Genomic DNA, 15,654 nt, shown 5'->3' with positions numbered 1-15,654 from the left:
CATGTGGTGGTCCTGGCAGCCACAGGCTGCCAGGACCACCACATCATCTACTCCTGCGAGCGCCGCAGGCGCGAGGAGTGAGAAAGAATAGGAATTATTTCTACCTTTGCTGGGCTTGTTACCCCTGGAGTGATACACTATCAAAATAAACTCACATGTAACGCAAGAGATAAAGAGGTAGTTTCTTCATGGAAGAGCAAGCGAGCACAATGCATGTTCCAGCTCCTGAACCGGTTCAGCAGGAGATCGCTGACCAGGAGATAGTTGGGGTAGTCGAGACGACTGAGGCTGCTCCAACGCCAAGTAAACGAGGCCAACTCGTCAGGTCGGCGACGGTTGTTATGCTGGGAAACCTGGGGAGCAGCGTGCTGGGTCAGCTACGCCAGAGTGTTCTGGCGGGCCTGGGGACACCCATTATAGGGCCCTTCGCTACCGCCCTGACGCCCCTTCAAACCTTTCTAGATCTCCTGGCCAATGGCACCGTCAGTGGCGCGCTCATTCCCACTTTTACGGACTACGCCGATGAGGAGAGGCACCAGGAACTGAGGCGCGTGGTCTATAGCCTGGTGAATCTGTTGATTCTTATTTCACTATTTGTCAATGCGCTCTTTATCTTTGTCGCGCCCTGGTTTGTGGGATCTATTCTGGCTGGCGATTTTAATCCAGGCGAGAAGGCGCTCACCATTACTTTCTCGCAGGTCATTATCTGTGCCTTGACCATTATGGGACCCTTCGCTGTCTTGCAGGCTGTGCTCTATGCGCGCAAGGAGTTTGGCTTCGCGGCCTTTGCCTCGGGCGCGCTGCACCTGGGAATCATCGCTGGTGCCATCGTGACTGGTTGGCTTGGTGCCACCCACTTTGGCCAACTGGGCCTGGCCTTTGGCGTCATTCTAGGTGGCCTGGCGCAGGTTGCGTTGCTGGTACCTGGACTGAAACGCCAGCGCCTGCCATATATGTTCGTGCTGGATATGAAGCATCCCGCGATCCGGCGTATCTTCAAGCTGTATGCCCCTCTCGCTGTGAGCTATATCGTCAGTATGTTCTTCGTCTTCCTCGATCTCAGTCTGATGACACGCACCCCTGGTGACCATGCGGCTAATCTGACGGCTGCTAAATTCGCCACGGCCTTAATCCAATTCCCTGGTGGCCTTGTGGCAGCAGCGCTCTCCTTCGCCATCCTGCCCACGCTCTCGCGTTACGCCACCGAGAAAGAGGACGCTCAGTTCAAAGAGACATTGACTATGGGCCTGCGCCTGGGCCTGCTCCTGATGATCCCAGCCATGGCGGGACTGATCATCCTGCGCTATCCAATCGTCTCTCTGCTCTTCCATCATGGGCTCTTTAAGCCCAGCGATGCCGACCTGGCGGCGGTCGCCCTGCAAAATTACGCTTATCAGCTTCCCTTCCTGGTTGTGGACCAGTTGATTATGTTCGCCTTTTATGCGCGCAAGAATACCATTGTCCCCGTCATTGTGGGCTTCGTCTGCTATGGCCTCTACGCTCTGGTCGCTCTGCCCTTCTATCGCACGATTGGCATGCCCGCGCTGGTCTTCGCCAACACTGTACAGAACTCGATGCATGGCATTCTCCTCTTCGCCCTGTTCTACAAATTTTTTGGCTCGCTGCATTTCCGCTCCTCGCTCCCGGCGCTCCTCAAGATTATTATTGCGACCGTGGCGATGGCGGTGGTCGCCTGGACCTTGCAATACTGGATGGGCCACTATGACTTCTTCTCCCTGCACACGCTGCGCGGTCAGCTCTTAACGACGCTCATTGCAGGCGCCGCCGCCGTGATCGTCTTCTTTGGTGGTATTCTATTGATGAAGGTGGAGGAGATCTCCCTGCTGAAGCAGGCGGTTATGGCGAAGCTGGGTAAGAAATAATAACCAGAACGAAAACAAGGATTGAGCTAAGGCATGGAGCGTCAAGAAGTCGAGCTCTATCTCCAGGAGTTGGGAGATGAGCTAGAGCGGCGCGGCTTTCAGGAGCCGGTGCGTATTATGATCGTGGGCGGCGTCTATATGCTCATGATGGTCGGCAACCGCGAGTCGACCCAGGATATCGACGTCGTCTTGATGGACCTGCCCGATACCACGAATCGGGATACGGCCACCAAAGAGACAAAGCTCTTTCAAACGGCGGTGCGCGCGGTCGCCCGCCGTTTGAAGATCAAGCAGCATTGGCTCAATGATGATGCGGCCCTCTTTGTGCGCGGCTTCGCCCCTGAACCTCAGGCCCGCCACTGGAAAACCTTTGGCAAGCTCTCAGTCTATCTTCCCTCCAAGGCCTGCATCCTCGCCCTGAAGCTGATCTCTTTCCGCGAGAAGGATCGTAGCGACGTTGAAGCCCTCTCCCAACAACTCGGAGTCCGTACGCGCGATGAAGCCCAGGCTCTCGTAGATACCTTTATCGCCAAGCGCTGGCAAGAAGAATACTTCCTCGAAGACACCCTCGACGAGTTATTTTTTGAGTAAGTGTGTGATGTGTATTTTTTGAACGCGTACGCGTTCAAAAAATACACATCACACACTCCTACCTCTTCTTGTTTCTTCCTTCTTCATGGTATAATTTGGTTGACAGCGAAAGAGGCTGCAAGCAGAAGAGGATAGTATCATGCAAACATGCACACAGCTACAGACCATGGCTGTCGCCTTTCGGCAGATCTGTGAGGATACCGACAAAACACCGTGGGTCCCGCTAGGCGATTTTATGAACGATTTCTTTGAAAACTTCGCGGACCGCCGCGAGGATCTAGTCAAAGATCCTATCGAGGTATCGGCGAACCTGGCGCCCGAGTTGCAGCGCTGGGCAGTCTTTTGCGCGGCCTCGGTGGAGTACCTGTGTGCGAAATATGAGCTTCCCTGTCCCACCTGGGTGCATGAGGCCGCCTACGCTCCCCTTGCGGACGCCTGGTTCTTCTCTCCGGCTGCCGAGCGCAACCCGCGCGTGCGCGAACGCTATGAGCGCGAAACTCCCGAGGAGTTCAAGCGGCACAACATCTACTGTGGCAACAAGGTCTATGTGAGCAAGCGCGAGGCCGCCGCTGAGTTACGATTGAAGCTATCAGCCTAGTGTTACAATAAGAAGAGCAGTTCTATCAATGAAGCGGAGAGATGAGGTATGTTCCTCATCTCTCCGCTTTTATATATGCTCATACTTTTCTCAGTGTTTCTCGCGCCTGCGCCCTCCACGCCTCCTCACCAGGGGAACTAGCCCGTCTTTCCTTGAGGTTGAATAGACTTTTCTCTAACTCTGGTGTATAGTTCGTCGTATAAATGAAGGTATCATACCTCGATGCATGGGAACATCACAAGGAAGGAATCCTCCATGGCGAGCAAATCTGATAATCTAGGGTTTTCTCAGGGAGCAAGCGGGATAGTGGTGCGCACTGCGAGCTCCCTCCGTTTTGATTGGATTATGGTCATTGTCTCCGTCTGGTGGCTGGGCGGTCTCTTTATCGATGGGTGGGCGCACAGCAATATTCCGCAGCTAGAGACCTTCTTTACCCCCTGGCATGCTGTCTTCTATTCGGGATATCTGGCGGTGGCTTTCACTCTGCTCGCTCAGGTATTTCTCACCGTACGCCAGTCGCCCCTTACAAGTGGCCAGGGTACACCTGCCTTCGGATCGCTGCTGAGTATGACCCTGAAAGATCGAAACTGGCTGCGCGCCATTCCAAAGGGGTATGATCTCACGCTGCTGGGTCTGGTGGTTTTTGGTATTTGCGGCATTGGCGATATGACCTGGCACATTTTTCTGGGGATTGAGCGCAGCACCGAGGCTCTGCTTAGCCCGACACACCTGGGCCTGGCGTTGGGCATTGCTCTCGCCTTGACTGGTCCATTGCGTGCCGCCTGGCGTCGCTCTGGGGTTGCCCCTTCCTGGCGCCAACTGGGACCCGTCATTTTCTCCCTGACTTTTACCTTCTCGCTTTTAACCTTTTTTACTTCGTACGCCTCGCCATTGATCTCACCCTGGCCGCTGCTTACTGTTACGCGTTCGGCCACAGATGGCATTACCGCTATCCTGCTGAATACTGCTATTATGATGGGCTGCGTGCTCTTGATTCTGCGCCGCTGGCGGCTGCCCTTTGGCACCTTCGCCTTCATGCTCGGCTTAAACGGCGTGCTGATGCTGGCTTTTCATCCTCGTGCGGCATTGATTGCTGTTCCCACGGCGCTTCTGGGTGGACTCGCGGCAGATCTTGTCTATCGCTTCTTGCAGCCATCATCGGACCAGCCGGAGCGCGTGCGTTTGTTCGCTTTCCTGGTACCATTGATGTTCTATATCCTGTACTTCATTGATCTCTCTATTGTGGGACCAATCACGTACGAGAGCGGCATTCAGTGGTCCGCGCCCTTCTGGGCCGGAGCACCTGTGATCGCTGGCTTCGTTGGCCTCCTGCTAAGCTTTGTCCTGCTGCCACCTCAGGGGGCTCCTGAGGAAGAGTAATATGCGCACGTCCCATCCTCTTGCGTCTATGTGGTAAGCTAGAGCAAGCGCAAGGGGGTGATGACTACGCAATGGTATCCAATTGATCGTGACTCGCTGGAGCGCGATTGTACGATCGAGTTTTTTATTGCTGGTGGACCTGGAGGGCAGCATCGCAACAAGGTTGAGAGCGGTGTGCGTCTGATCCATCGTCCCAGTGGCCAGGTGGTCACTGCGACCGAGCGGCGTTCACAATATGCCAACCGCGAAATGGCTTTTGAACGGATGGCGGCACGCCTGGAACGACTCCAGCATGTCGATGCTCCACGTGTACCAACAAGGCCTGGCATGGCAAGCCGTGAGCGACGGCTCCAATCCAAACGCCATACCTCGCTGACTAAACGACGCAGAACGACGGCTATTCATCGTGATGAATAGCCGCAATTTTTTTACGAAGTAATTTAGTTTACTTTTCTTCTTCAGCCAGTATATCGGCAATGTGTTGGAGGAGGCGGCTCCAGCCTTTGCTCATCATCTGGTAGCCCAAATGCTGGAGTGGATGGTTGGGATCAAATCCAGCGTGTTCCAGGTAAAGGTGTGTCCCCTCTCCTTCAGGTTCGAGGCGCCAGGTTACAGTTGAGTTTAGCCCGTTCTCCTTACCTCGATCAACCCAACTAAAGCTCAGCCAACGCTCAGGCTCGAACCCTAGAACCTCACAGTATACCGTGCCACCAAACTTCACGTTAGGAATGGGTACGTTTTGAAAGGTAAAATGGTGTCCTACCTGCAACTGGAAGTCATTAGGCATCAGCCAGCGTGCAATTAGCTCTGACATGGTAAGCGCCTTCCAGACCTGGGCTAGTGTGTAGGGGAGAAATTGGTCGCAATAAATAGTAAGAGTCTCAGTCATGGTTTTCCTCTGCAAGTAGTTGCTCTAAACTGGCGATACGCTCTTTCCAGAACCGCTCATAGGGCAACAGCCACTCCTGAATTTCTTGAAATGGCGCCCCCTGTAGAGAGTAGTAGCGCTGCCGCCCCTGTTTATGCTCGCTAACCAGTCCCACATCTCGTAATACTTTTAAGTGCTCCGAGATGCTTGGTCGCTGCATAGCAAAGTGGTCCGCCAGTTGCTGAACGGGTTGGGGTCCCTCATCACGCAGCAGGCGCAGCAGTTCCCGCCGCGTCTGGTTGGCTAGAGCAGCGAAGACCATGTCGATGGAATCAAGCATGCATTGTATCCTTCTTTATGCCCTGGATGATGCGTAGGAACTATCCTACGCATGTGACCCAGGCATATTATACGTAGGAAATATCCTACCTGTCAAGACTATAATCTTATTCCGAAACCCAACGTCACTCACGTGACTAGCGCTTCGCGCTCAGGGTTTCGGATCAGAAGTATTTTCGATAGATAAGAATAAGCATCGAGCCAACGAGCAGTAACGCGCCCAGAATACCAAAGACGCCCAGCTCTTCGCGGAAGATAAGCCAGGCCAGGAGCGCGGCGGTCAGTGCCTCGCAGAGCGTTATGATGCTTGCCATCGTCGCGGAGATCGAGCGCATGCCAGCCTGGAAGAGGGCATAAGCCAGGGCGGTAGGCACACATCCCAGGTAGAGTAGCAGGAGCCAATCATTGAGTGGATAGGTAGTCACCAGCGGCGTCGAGGTGGTAAAGAGTAGAAGCAGAAGCGCGCCGGTCCCGAAGGCCACAAAGTTAATCTGGACCGAGTGATAACCAGTGCTAAAGAGGCGCCCTAGCAGGATAAAGAAAGCGTAACCAGCAGCGGCCAGCAAGGCTAGCCCGATTCCCAACAAAGACACGCTCGCCTGCTGTGGATGGGAACTTGCCGCCACTAGAAGCACTGTTCCGCCAAGGGCCAGGACCAGCGCCAGCAGCGTTGAGCGCGTCAGGTGCTCGCGAATCAAGAAGGTCGAGCAGAGGGCAACGATGACCGGGGCTACACAGAGCGCGATCAGTGTGGAAATGGTGACGCCAGTATAGGCGATGGCCGCGCTATAGCTTACCTGGTACAGTGCCTGCACGCCCCCCATCAGGATCATGATCAGCAGGTCACGTGGTTTAATTTGCCAGAGGCGGCGCCCCAGTAGCTTGCCACAGGCAACGAGAAAGAGTGGCGTGGCGATAGCCAGGCGAAAAAAGGCGAGTGAAAGTGCATTGGTGGCTGTATGAGCATAGATCGCCTGATTGGCGACCCCGACCGTCCCCCAGGCAATAGAAGCGCTGAGAATAAACCAGAAGTCGCGGCGAAAAGAATTGCGCGAAAGCATAGAGCATCCCTTCCTCAAAAACAATCTTACTTCTGATCCGAAACCCTGAGCGCGCTTGCCGTGCCACCTTCAGGTGGTCCCCGCGTGTCCCCGGATGGGGAAATGGGGGAAGCGCTAGTCACCCCCATTCAGGGGCAGGCGCGAGTGACGTTGGGTTTCGGAATAAGATCTTAGAGTTGAAAAATGGCGTGTGAGGGCAGGATGAAGGCGTGTAGAGAGAGGCGCAAGGCCTTATGAGAAGGATGCGCTTATCAAGAAGGTTTTATAGAGCGACGCCGCGTTACCTGCCCTGGTGGGAAGGGACCACGGGTGGGGGCAAAATAGAGTAAGAGCTATAAAAGACGCGATCAACCACGGTGAGAGTATCCTTCTCTGTATAGATCAATAACATGTAACGCAACTATATTGTATCACCTACGAGTCAGCTTTGCGTACGTAGACAAAGTCATGCGTGAAATAGAGCTGCTCCCCTCTGTCGTTTGTACGAAGATTGGTGTAAGTGACAAGCCAGCTCATATCGGCTTCATCGTGTTTGATAGTGTTGACCCTGTTTTCCTCGTCAGCGATAACGAGGATGTCCTTGAGCTTGAGTTGATGAATGCTCTTCCAATCATAGCGATAGGTAGAGAAGAGCGCAGGCTGTTGCTCATCCCTCTTGCGTGGCATATGGTTCTCCCCTCTGTGTAGAGTCTCATATGTGCTAGACGCTTTTTCAGTATCAGAGTAACTTACTAGGGAGAAAAGGGAGATATGCACATGGCATTATTTAATTGTTGCCAGGCTGTGAAGGATCACGGTAGGATTGAATAATCTCCTGGGTGTGCTCACCCAGCAGCGGCGGTGGGCTGGTGATTTCGGCGGGTGTGAGGCTGTAGTTGACTGCTGGCCCGACCAGGCGTACATCGCCAGCGGTTGGGTGAGCCAGGCTCACGACCTGTTGCGAGTGCATAACCTGGGGATCTTGAAAGACCTGGTCCATGCGGTTGACTGGCCCGACAGCGATACCCGCCTGGGCTAAAAGTGGCTCCCAGGTAGCGACGCTCTCCGCCTGGAGTGCATCCTCGATTAAGGATATCAGGGCCTCGCGATTCTTTACGCGCTCAGCATTGGTGCGAAAGCGCTCGTCAGAGGCCCATTCAGGGTGTGCCAGGGCCTGGCAGAGCTTCTGGAAGAGCTTATCATTGGCCGCGCCAATCACGATATAGCCATCGGCGGCACGAAAAGCCTGGTAGGGAACAATGGAGCCATGCGCGCTGCCTTGGGGCTGTGGTACTTCACCTGAGACGAGATAATTGCTTGCCGCGTTGATCAGTGCCGCCAGCTCCGCACTTAGCAGCGAGACATCGAGGCGCTGCCCCTGCCCACTGCGCTCCCGGTGGTAGAGCGCTGTTTGAATCGCTGAGAAGGCGTAGAGTCCGGTGATCACATCCGTGAGAGCCACACCCGTCTTGACGGGTTCACCCTCCGGCGTTCCAGTAATCCCCATCAATCCACCCATTGCCGAGACAATCACATCATAGCCCGCGCGATCTTTATAGGGGCCACTGCGCCCATAACCAGAGATGGAGCAGTAGATCAGGCGTGGATGGCGCTCGCGCCAGTCCTCATAGCCCAGGCCAAAGCGCTCCATGATGCCTGAGCGAAAGTTCTCAATCATCACATCGCTCTCTGCCACCAACCGGTGTACCACTTTCAGGTCATCTTCATTGTTCAGGTCGAGGCAGACGCTCTTCTTATTGCGGTTGACACTCAAAAAGTAGGCGCTCTCACCCCCGACAAAAGGGGGTCCCCAACTCCGTGTATCATCGCCCTTCCCCGGCTGCTCAATTTTGATGATCTCGGCCCCCAGATCCCCCAATAGCATTGTGCAGTAGGGTCCAGCAACGACCCGCGTAAAATCAACGACCCGAATTCCTGAAAGCACACCCATTGTGTTTTCCTCCATCTGGCATAGTGTACTTTGCATTATATGCCAGAGGAAGCTCGTGAAACCAGGCGGATGGGTGTCAGCTTGCGAGATATATTTTGTCGTTAACGTTCTGTCATTAGAACCTCCAGCAGGAAGAGGCGATGGCAAAGAAGGTCGAGAGCATATCCAAGCAGGTTGACAAGCGCCTGCTCTCCGACATGCGCTAGAAGTAGTATTACAAGCAGCGGGATGAAACGCCATCCCGCTGTTTTTCGAATCGTTTCCTTGACAATCGCCGTTATTAGTTTGTATAGTTGATGTGTGCTGAAAAAAGATTGACTCTCAATGGCACACGTATGCACGATCAAGAAAAGGAGAGAAAGTATGCGCTTTCCACATTGCCTTGCGCGGTACCTCTACCCGGTCGTGCTCTTCATCCCCTCACATCGTCATACACCCACTCACTCCCGGCCCAAGGGATCATTGCGCCCATTTGCAGGCCAGGTGTCTCCGTTACTCAGCAGTAATCGCTAGCTTTTTTCACCTTCGTACTGTAAATCTCAAGCATTTACCCTTACGGGCTTCCTGCAGGGCTTTTTGGTCCTGGTTCTATCATGCTGTCCCCACGTTATGTATTACAGAGGAGAATTTCATGCAAGAAGATATTCATCACTCATATCGTCGCGATTTAGGCGCCGGGCTGGTACTTCGCTGGTCCACAGTTGAGGATACGGAGCGTATCGCGATGCTGTATGGGATGGTTCATCGCGATAAAGCTGATGCTCCACTCAATACAGGTGCTATGAGGAGTATTCGCACGTACATGAGTGGTCATTATCCCCTGATGGGACCCAATGATTTTGGTATCGTCGAGGATACAAGTAGAGATGGAAATCCCGTTGTTGCCACGACCTGTTTCTGGAAGCATATCTGGACGTATGAAGGTATTCCTTTTAATGTTGGCCGTCCTGAGTGTGTGGCAACCGATCCCACCTATCGCCATCGCGGGCTTGTGCGTGCGCTCTTTGAGATGTTTCATGCGCGCAGCGAGGCTGAAGGAGACCTGGTCCAGGCCATTACTGGGATTGCTTATTTCTACCGCCAGTTTGGCTATGAATATGCGCTCGAATTAGAGGATAGGCGCGCCACTCCAATCGTGTTAATCCCAGAGGCCAGGGAGGGTGAGCCTGAGCCATTCACCTTGCACGCCGCTACAGCCGAAGATATTCCCCTGATCGAGGCACTCTATAACCGGCGCCAGGCCAGTAGCCTGGTTTCGGACAGCACGCGCACATTGTGGCTCTATGAGATTGAAACCTGGAAAAAGCATCCCCAACTGAGGCATACCTTTAACTTCCAGATCATAGTGAACGTTTCGGGAGAGGCAGTAGGTTTCGTGGCATGTGATGCCTCTCGCCGGGGCAAGGTGTTGGGCATCTGGCTGTTGGAGTTTGTCCCTGGGATAAATATGCAGAGCGCTATGCCCTCTCTGTTGCGTGCTCTACGTAGCTATGGCCTCGCCATGGAAACGAGCCGCCCTGATACCCCTGCTTTGCAGGAGATCAGCTTCTCGCTTGGCACGACCCACCCGGTTCATGGCGTGTTGGGCGAGGTATTGGACCATCCCACCGAGCCTCCCTATGCCTGGTATATCCGCGTAAAGGACCTGCCAGCCTTTCTCATGCATATCGCACCCGCGCTTGAGAAGCGCCTGGCAGCTTCACCCGTCGCGGGTTATACAGGCGATCTCAAGCTTGATTTCTACCGTGATGGCCTGTGCATGCGCTTTGAGCAGGGGCGTCTCGTTGCCGTGGAGCCCTGGCGCACGCCGCTCTATGGCGCCGACCCGAGCGCCAGTTTCCCGCCACTGGTCTTCTTACAGGTCCTCTTTGGCCATCGCAGCATTGAGGAACTTCGCCATGTGTTTCCCGATATCTGGGTAAGCAATGAAGCCAGGCTGCTACTCAGGGCGCTCTTTCCCACGCGACCATCCTTTGTCTTCGGCTGGAATTAAAAATTGTGGATAAAGGGTGTGACCGACGCTGCTAAAGTACGCGTCTACATATGATGGGACCATCATATGTAGACGCGTACTTTAGCAGCGTCGGTCCACTTATACTCTCAGGGCATTTTTCACATAGTCGAGGGCGAACTCGCCGAAGAGGCTGTTGGCCCAGGCAAACCAGGAGCGGGTATAGCGCTGGGGCTTGTCCGGGTGGAAGCTCTCGTGCATATAGTTGGTCTCGGCGGTGGTGTTGACCAACATGCGAATGATCTCTTCTTGCTCGGCTGGATCGTTACTGGTGAGGCCCTGGATACTGAGGGAGATGTGCCAGATATAGCCCCTGGGTGTGTGGGGGCTGCCGACGCCACTGGCATGTTTGCCTGTAAAGTAGTATGGATTATCAGGACTGAGCACGAAGCGGCGTGTGTTCTGGTAGAGCGTGTCATCGACAGGCCGATAGCCGAGGTAGGGAATAGCGAGCAGGCTGGGAACGTTGGCGTCATCCATCAGGTTATAATTGCCGTAACCATCAGTCTCATAGGCATAGATGCGCCCGTGGCGTGGATGCTCAACGATGCCATACGTCTGAATGCCGAAGTCAATCTCCTGGCGCAGTGCCTCGGCTGCCTGGGCCAGCTTCTCGTCCTGGTAGACCTCGCGCGCGATCTCGCAGGTATACCCCAGGACGACCACGGCAAACATATTGGCGGGAATCAAATACCCAAATCTACAGGCATCATCGCTAGGTCTGAAGCCCGACCAGACCATGCCGGTAAAGTTGGTGCGTGTACCGTGTCCCTGGAAGGGTAGGGTATCGGATGGCAGTAACGGATCGGGGCGCTCAAAGGAATAGGTTGAGTGTGTATCATGTTGTTGCTCAATGCGCATAATTTCAATAATCTTGCGCAACATGGCATGGACGGTCTCATTAAAATTGCTGGTATCGCCTGTATGGCGCCAGTAACTATAGCAGAGTTTAATGGGGTAGCAGAGCGAGTCAAGCTCATACTTGCGCTCCCAGACCCAGGGGCCTGCGGGCGGAGTATCGCCTTTATGGCCCTGGCCGTTTGCTTCACGATTAAAGGCATTAGCATAGGGGTCGCGTAAAATATATTGTGCCTGGCGCTGTATCAGTCCACGCAACATGCGTTGTAGAGCCGCGTCCTCTCTTGCCAGGGGGATATAAGGGTTGACCTGGGCTGAGGAGTCGCGCAACCACATCGCGGGAATATCGCCCGTCAGCACAAAGGTCGTGTCATCGTCGAGTAACTCAACAGTGGTCTCCAGAGTGTTTGGATAGCACTGTGTGAACATATCGCGCAATTGGGGAAAACTGACAAGCTGCTGTTTTACATCTTCGGTCAGGGCTGCGATTGCTGGATAATGGTACACGTTTCGTGGATTTCCTTCCTGATAGAGTGCATGTGGACGCGAAAGGGAGTACAGGAGCCGCAAGCACGTCCCTGTACTCCCGAGAGTTAATTATTAAAAATTTCCCAAAACCTTTCCACGCTAAGGATTGTCTAGCCGCGCGTGGTGCAGCAATTGATGATCTTCAGGTCTCTTATTAGCTCCCATAGACCTCCAGTTCATAGATGCGAGCCGCGACGGTATTGGGATCGCTCTGCGGATTGGTAATATTCAACTTTACGTAGCGCGCAGTCGTGGTGCTGATAGGGTGGGTAGTAATGCTGGAAGTGTTACCAGTCACGTTGACGACCGTGCTCCAGTTGGAGCCATCCGTACTAAGCTGAAGGTTAAAGTCGCGCGTGTTCCAGGCGGTATTCTCGCCACCTGCCCCGGCGTGCTTCACGGTAAAACTGCTAATAGCATAGTTGGCTCCCAGATCAACGCGTAGCCAGTACAGACCACTAGTTGCTCCGGCGCACCACTTGCTATCATTGGTTACACTCCCATCGACCGCTTTATTGGGCGTCTCTGACGAGGTGCAGGAGTTATTAGCGGTAGCCGTTTTATTGAGCGCGACATTGCTGGTGGCGCTTGTAGCGTATACCTCTAGCTCGTAGATGCGAGCCGCGATATAGTTAGGATCGCTCTGTGGATTGGTAATGTTCAACTTCACATAGCGCGCGGTTGTCGTGCTGATGGAATGCGTCGTGATGCTGGCCGTATTCCCGGTTACATTGACGACTGTGCTCCAGTTAGAGCCATCGCTGCTCAGTTGAATGTTGAAGTCGCGTGTGTTCCAGGCGGTATTCTCGCCGCCCGCTCCCGCGTGCTTCACAGTAAAACTGCTGATGACATAGCTGGCTGCCAGGTCGAGGCGTAGCCAATACTGGCCGCCAGTTCCACCCGAGCACCACTTGCTGTCATTTGTCACACTGCCATCAACGGCCTTGTTAGGTGTCTCCGATGAGCTACAAGAGCTGTCGGTAGTGGCGGTTTTATTGAGCGCGACATTGCTGGTGCCACTACTGGTACTGAATGGGATGGCGGCGTTGAGTGCATCCTGTGCCGAGCTCTGGCGCGCGGCATCGGCGCTATCAAAGGGTCCGTACCACATCAGGCCCAACTGGTTGGAGCCATTGCGATCATTATTCCAGATCGAGTCCACGTTTTGCGTAATAAAGTTCTTGTATGCTTGCTTGTTGTCACTGCTGTAGAGATAGCCCAGGTTGCGCATAAAGATGCCTTTGAACTGTGGACCATCGCCACCACAACTTGAAGGCTCACAAGACTCCTTCAGTATACCATTATTCACCAATGTCCCTGTTGCCGCATCGGCGATGGCTTCGGCCTTGCTGAGATAGGACGAGTCATTGGTGATTTTATACATATCGGTTAAGCCACCCAGGATCACGCCTTGATTATAGGTCCAGGTCGTCTGCCCATTATTGTGACATGAACTATCCAGGCCATCATTGACCAGGTTGGAACTGTTAATCATGCCACTGTTGTTGAACCAGCTCCACTCGCGATTGGCCCAGTCAATGTAGCTGCCGCTGCCGCTATCGCCAGAGGTGCGCTGGTGTAGTTTTGTGGCGAGCGCAAGAAACAGCTCATTGGGAATAGCGTTCTTGTAGGTGCGATCCTTACTCCACCACACACCGCCTCCGCAGGTGCTATCCCAGCCACCAGCCATGTTGGAAAAGATGGTTTTGGCCATGCTTAGATAGCTGCTATTACCGGTAAGGTCATAGGCCTTGACCCAGGTTAAGCCCCACCAGCCTTCATCATCATAGTAATTGTTGAGGAAGTTACCGCTCGAGTTTTTACTATAGGTCGTCGCGATATCGCCCGTATAGGCCGTTGAACCTGTGTTTGATGAGTAGCCGATGATAGCTCCCAGCGCGTTGGCCGAATTCCACCAACCAGTGCCATTGAAGAGGCCATTTGAACTGTTATACCAACTCTGAAGCGTAGCCGCACTGCTATTGGCATATGAGCGGTAGTCACCAGCCGCCCTGGCCTGGTGTGTATCGAGAGCTACTCCCAGGCTCGCGCTAAGAAGACAGAAGAGCACTATTATACCTATGACCAGGCCGCGAAAGCGTTGCGTGAACATACCAACCTCCTTGTTGTCATCCAAAGAACACCAATCGTCCTGGGCGCTCATATTACAACCAGTAGCCGCGTACGTAAGTAGCGGACTTACGTACGCGGCTACTAGAATTTACTGGTTTGATTTAATTATGTCGTTGATCTGCTGCACCATTTGCTGGGTGCCGCTCTCAAGAGGCTTTTTGCCAAGCAGGATGTCGTTCCAGTTGGCGGTGATGACATCGGTAGCCTTGGATGACCAGGGCGCGACAAATCGGATGCCCACTTTATCAGGTGTGTTCAGGGTGTAGTTTACCGAGTCGGCGACCGAACTCAGGTCATCCTTCTTCAGTGTATCAAAGTAGGGTGTCGAAGAAGGGACATAGGCCGCGGGCGCGACAGGCGAGCCTGGCAGGACCGTCTCCCAGGCTTTGGAGGCCAGGAACTGCATGACCTTCCAGGTCGCGTCGGGATTCTTTATATATGTGGGTGAGGCGATGCCGACCGCATCATAGACCTGCACATTCTTCTTTACCTGGGGCAGGGGCGCGAAGCCATACTTGAAGCCAGGCTTGGACTGCAAGAAGCCAGCCGCCAGCCACTGACCATTGTAGAACATCGGGATCTTACCGGCGACAAAGCTATCTTGTGCGGTATCGGTGTTGTATCCAGGAGGCGTGACAGAGCCGTTCTGGACTGCGCCAGCGAACATTTTGGCGCAGTTGATAAACTCGGGGCTGACGGTCACGCTGCTGGGATTGAGAAGCTTATCTTCGAAGGAGGTGCCACCAGCGGAGACGGCGCAGTTGTTGGTCAGGAAGGGATCATCTGGCGTGTTCCACAGGCCATAACGCGAGACCTTGCCGCCGTCCTTTTGTGTCAAGACCTGGGCGTCGTGCAACATCTCGTCATAGGTCCAACCGATTTTTGGCAGGGGGAGACCAGCCTGCTTGAACAGGTCCTCATTGTACCAGATGCCATAGGTGTTCATCAGGGTGGGCAGACCATAGAGCTTGTCGCTGGTCTTCCAGTTTGCCAGCGAGTTAGGCGCGAACTTGTTGATATCGAAGTTGCCAGAGCTCTGCTGGGCCTGGCTGCTCCAATCATAGAGGAGGCCCTGCGCCCCATACTGCTGCTCGGTATCATTGCCAGCCCAGAAGATATCGGGAAGCTTCTTAGCCAGTACCAGCGAGCTAAGCTTCTGACCATAGTCACTATTAGGCGAGGGGATGCGCTGAACCTTGATATCCGGGTTCTGCTTCATAAACTCTGCCATTGCCTGGTCGATCAGCTTGTTGGTGTCAACCGTCTCCCAGGTCATGAAGGTTACAGTCTTGGGGCCGCTGCCGGTATCGCTACCGCCACATGCCGCGATGCTCAGTGATGTGAGCAGCAACAGGAGCAAGACGATCGATGTCTTGAAGATCCTTTTCTTAGTCATTGTGATGCAAACTCCTTTAAATTGAGAAAAATAGAAAAATATCCAGAAGATCTATCACTCGTAATGACAACGTTGTCT

Annotated in this window: 14 protein-coding genes; 6 read left to right on the top strand and 8 right to left on the bottom strand. The window is 53.9% G+C overall.

All coding sequences use genetic code 11. From position 1 onward, the window contains the following. Positions 1–188: 188 nt before the first annotated feature. The 5 genes from murJ to KRAC_RS45315 all read left to right on the top strand — a co-directional run bounded on the left by murJ (position 189) and on the right by KRAC_RS45315 (position 4,869). Positions 189–1,883 (top strand): murein biosynthesis integral membrane protein MurJ, encoded by a 1,695-nt coding sequence (murJ, locus tag KRAC_RS45335; RefSeq protein ID WP_040447192.1) that lies wholly within the window; start codon positions 189–191, stop codon positions 1,881–1,883. Between the two features lie 33 nt (positions 1,884–1,916). Continuing rightward, positions 1,917–2,474: a hypothetical protein gene (locus tag KRAC_RS45330; RefSeq protein WP_007918904.1), complete on the top strand. Its 558-nt coding sequence runs from the start codon at positions 1,917–1,919 to the stop codon at positions 2,472–2,474. A gap of 139 nt (positions 2,475–2,613) precedes the next feature. After that, positions 2,614–3,072: a hypothetical protein gene (locus KRAC_RS45325; protein WP_007918903.1), complete on the top strand. Its 459-nt coding sequence runs from the start codon at positions 2,614–2,616 to the stop codon at positions 3,070–3,072. Between the two features lie 255 nt (positions 3,073–3,327). Further along, the gene (locus tag KRAC_RS45320) at positions 3,328–4,452 is read left to right on the top strand and encodes a hypothetical protein (RefSeq protein ID WP_007918902.1); all 1,125 of its coding nucleotides are present in this window, start codon (positions 3,328–3,330) and stop codon (positions 4,450–4,452) included. Between the two features lie 60 nt (positions 4,453–4,512). Further along, on the top strand, positions 4,513–4,869 hold the full coding sequence (locus tag KRAC_RS45315; RefSeq protein ID WP_007918901.1) for a peptide chain release factor family protein: 357 nt from the start codon (positions 4,513–4,515) through the stop codon (positions 4,867–4,869). A gap of 28 nt (positions 4,870–4,897) precedes the next feature. On the opposite strand, the gene KRAC_RS45310 is transcribed toward KRAC_RS45315, so the two are convergent. The 5 genes from KRAC_RS45310 to KRAC_RS45290 form a co-directional block, all read right to left on the bottom strand. Further along, positions 4,898–5,341 (bottom strand): SRPBCC family protein, encoded by a 444-nt coding sequence (locus KRAC_RS45310; RefSeq protein WP_007918899.1) that lies wholly within the window; start codon positions 5,339–5,341, stop codon positions 4,898–4,900. Then, positions 5,334–5,660, bottom strand: a complete 327-nt coding sequence (locus KRAC_RS45305) for an ArsR/SmtB family transcription factor (protein ID WP_007918897.1) — start codon at positions 5,658–5,660, stop codon at positions 5,334–5,336. Before KRAC_RS45305 ends, KRAC_RS45310 begins: the two co-directional genes overlap by 8 nt. Before the next feature lie 163 nt (positions 5,661–5,823). Beyond that, positions 5,824–6,720, bottom strand: coding sequence for a DMT family transporter (locus KRAC_RS45300; RefSeq protein ID WP_007918895.1), 897 nt, complete (start codon positions 6,718–6,720; stop codon positions 5,824–5,826). 414 nt (positions 6,721–7,134) lie between these two features. Continuing rightward, on the bottom strand, positions 7,135–7,386 hold the full coding sequence (locus KRAC_RS45295; RefSeq protein WP_007918893.1) for a hypothetical protein: 252 nt from the start codon (positions 7,384–7,386) through the stop codon (positions 7,135–7,137). 100 nt (positions 7,387–7,486) lie between these two features. Then, positions 7,487–8,650 (bottom strand): CaiB/BaiF CoA transferase family protein, encoded by a 1,164-nt coding sequence (locus tag KRAC_RS45290; protein ID WP_007918891.1) that lies wholly within the window; start codon positions 8,648–8,650, stop codon positions 7,487–7,489. 631 nt (positions 8,651–9,281) lie between these two features. Here KRAC_RS45290 and KRAC_RS45280 point away from each other — a divergent pair. Further along, positions 9,282–10,643 carry a GNAT family N-acetyltransferase gene (locus KRAC_RS45280; protein WP_007918888.1) on the top strand — a complete coding sequence of 454 codons (1,362 nt, stop codon included), beginning with the start codon at positions 9,282–9,284 and terminating at the stop codon, positions 10,641–10,643. Between the two features lie 99 nt (positions 10,644–10,742). Here the strand turns inward: KRAC_RS45280 and KRAC_RS45275 are convergent, their stop codons facing one another. The 3 genes from KRAC_RS45275 to KRAC_RS45265 all read right to left on the bottom strand — a co-directional run bounded on the left by KRAC_RS45275 (position 10,743) and on the right by KRAC_RS45265 (position 15,576). Then, positions 10,743–12,026 (bottom strand): glycoside hydrolase family 125 protein, encoded by a 1,284-nt coding sequence (locus KRAC_RS45275; protein WP_007918887.1) that lies wholly within the window; start codon positions 12,024–12,026, stop codon positions 10,743–10,745. Between the two features lie 175 nt (positions 12,027–12,201). Next, the gene (locus KRAC_RS67785) at positions 12,202–14,160 is read right to left on the bottom strand and encodes a glycoside hydrolase family 76 protein (RefSeq protein ID WP_007918886.1); all 1,959 of its coding nucleotides are present in this window, start codon (positions 14,158–14,160) and stop codon (positions 12,202–12,204) included. 108 nt (positions 14,161–14,268) lie between these two features. Then, positions 14,269–15,576: an ABC transporter substrate-binding protein gene (locus tag KRAC_RS45265; RefSeq protein WP_007918885.1), complete on the bottom strand. Its 1,308-nt coding sequence runs from the start codon at positions 15,574–15,576 to the stop codon at positions 14,269–14,271. Positions 15,577–15,654 lie beyond the last annotated feature (78 nt).

The organism is Ktedonobacter racemifer DSM 44963, assembly GCF_000178855.1.
GTDB classification, from domain to species: Bacteria; Chloroflexota; Ktedonobacteria; order Ktedonobacterales; family Ktedonobacteraceae; genus Ktedonobacter; species Ktedonobacter racemifer.
The sequence above is the reverse complement of the archived record's forward strand: the minus strand, read 5'-3'. Positions and strand labels throughout refer to the sequence as shown.

Coding starts and splice junctions, on each gene's coding strand:
- KRAC_RS45330 (WP_007918904.1), top strand. CDS start 1,917: ATGGAGCGTCAAGAAGTCGAGCTCTATCTCCAGGAGTTGGGAGATGAG.
- KRAC_RS45325 (WP_007918903.1), top strand. CDS start 2,614: ATGCAAACATGCACACAGCTACAGACCATGGCTGTCGCCTTTCGGCAG.
- KRAC_RS45300 (WP_007918895.1), bottom strand. CDS start 6,720: ATGCTTTCGCGCAATTCTTTTCGCCGCGACTTCTGGTTTATTCTCAGC.
- KRAC_RS45265 (WP_007918885.1), bottom strand. CDS start 15,576: ATGACTAAGAAAAGGATCTTCAAGACATCGATCGTCTTGCTCCTGTTG.
- KRAC_RS45280 (WP_007918888.1), top strand. CDS start 9,282: ATGCAAGAAGATATTCATCACTCATATCGTCGCGATTTAGGCGCCGGG.
- KRAC_RS67785 (WP_007918886.1), bottom strand. CDS start 14,160: ATGTTCACGCAACGCTTTCGCGGCCTGGTCATAGGTATAATAGTGCTC.
- KRAC_RS45295 (WP_007918893.1), bottom strand. CDS start 7,386: ATGCCACGCAAGAGGGATGAGCAACAGCCTGCGCTCTTCTCTACCTAT.
- murJ (WP_040447192.1), top strand. CDS start 189: ATGGAAGAGCAAGCGAGCACAATGCATGTTCCAGCTCCTGAACCGGTT.
- KRAC_RS45305 (WP_007918897.1), bottom strand. CDS start 5,660: ATGCTTGATTCCATCGACATGGTCTTCGCTGCTCTAGCCAACCAGACG.
- KRAC_RS45320 (WP_007918902.1), top strand. CDS start 3,328: ATGGCGAGCAAATCTGATAATCTAGGGTTTTCTCAGGGAGCAAGCGGG.
- KRAC_RS45310 (WP_007918899.1), bottom strand. CDS start 5,341: ATGACTGAGACTCTTACTATTTATTGCGACCAATTTCTCCCCTACACA.
- KRAC_RS45290 (WP_007918891.1), bottom strand. CDS start 8,650: ATGGGTGTGCTTTCAGGAATTCGGGTCGTTGATTTTACGCGGGTCGTT.
- KRAC_RS45315 (WP_007918901.1), top strand. CDS start 4,513: ATGACTACGCAATGGTATCCAATTGATCGTGACTCGCTGGAGCGCGAT.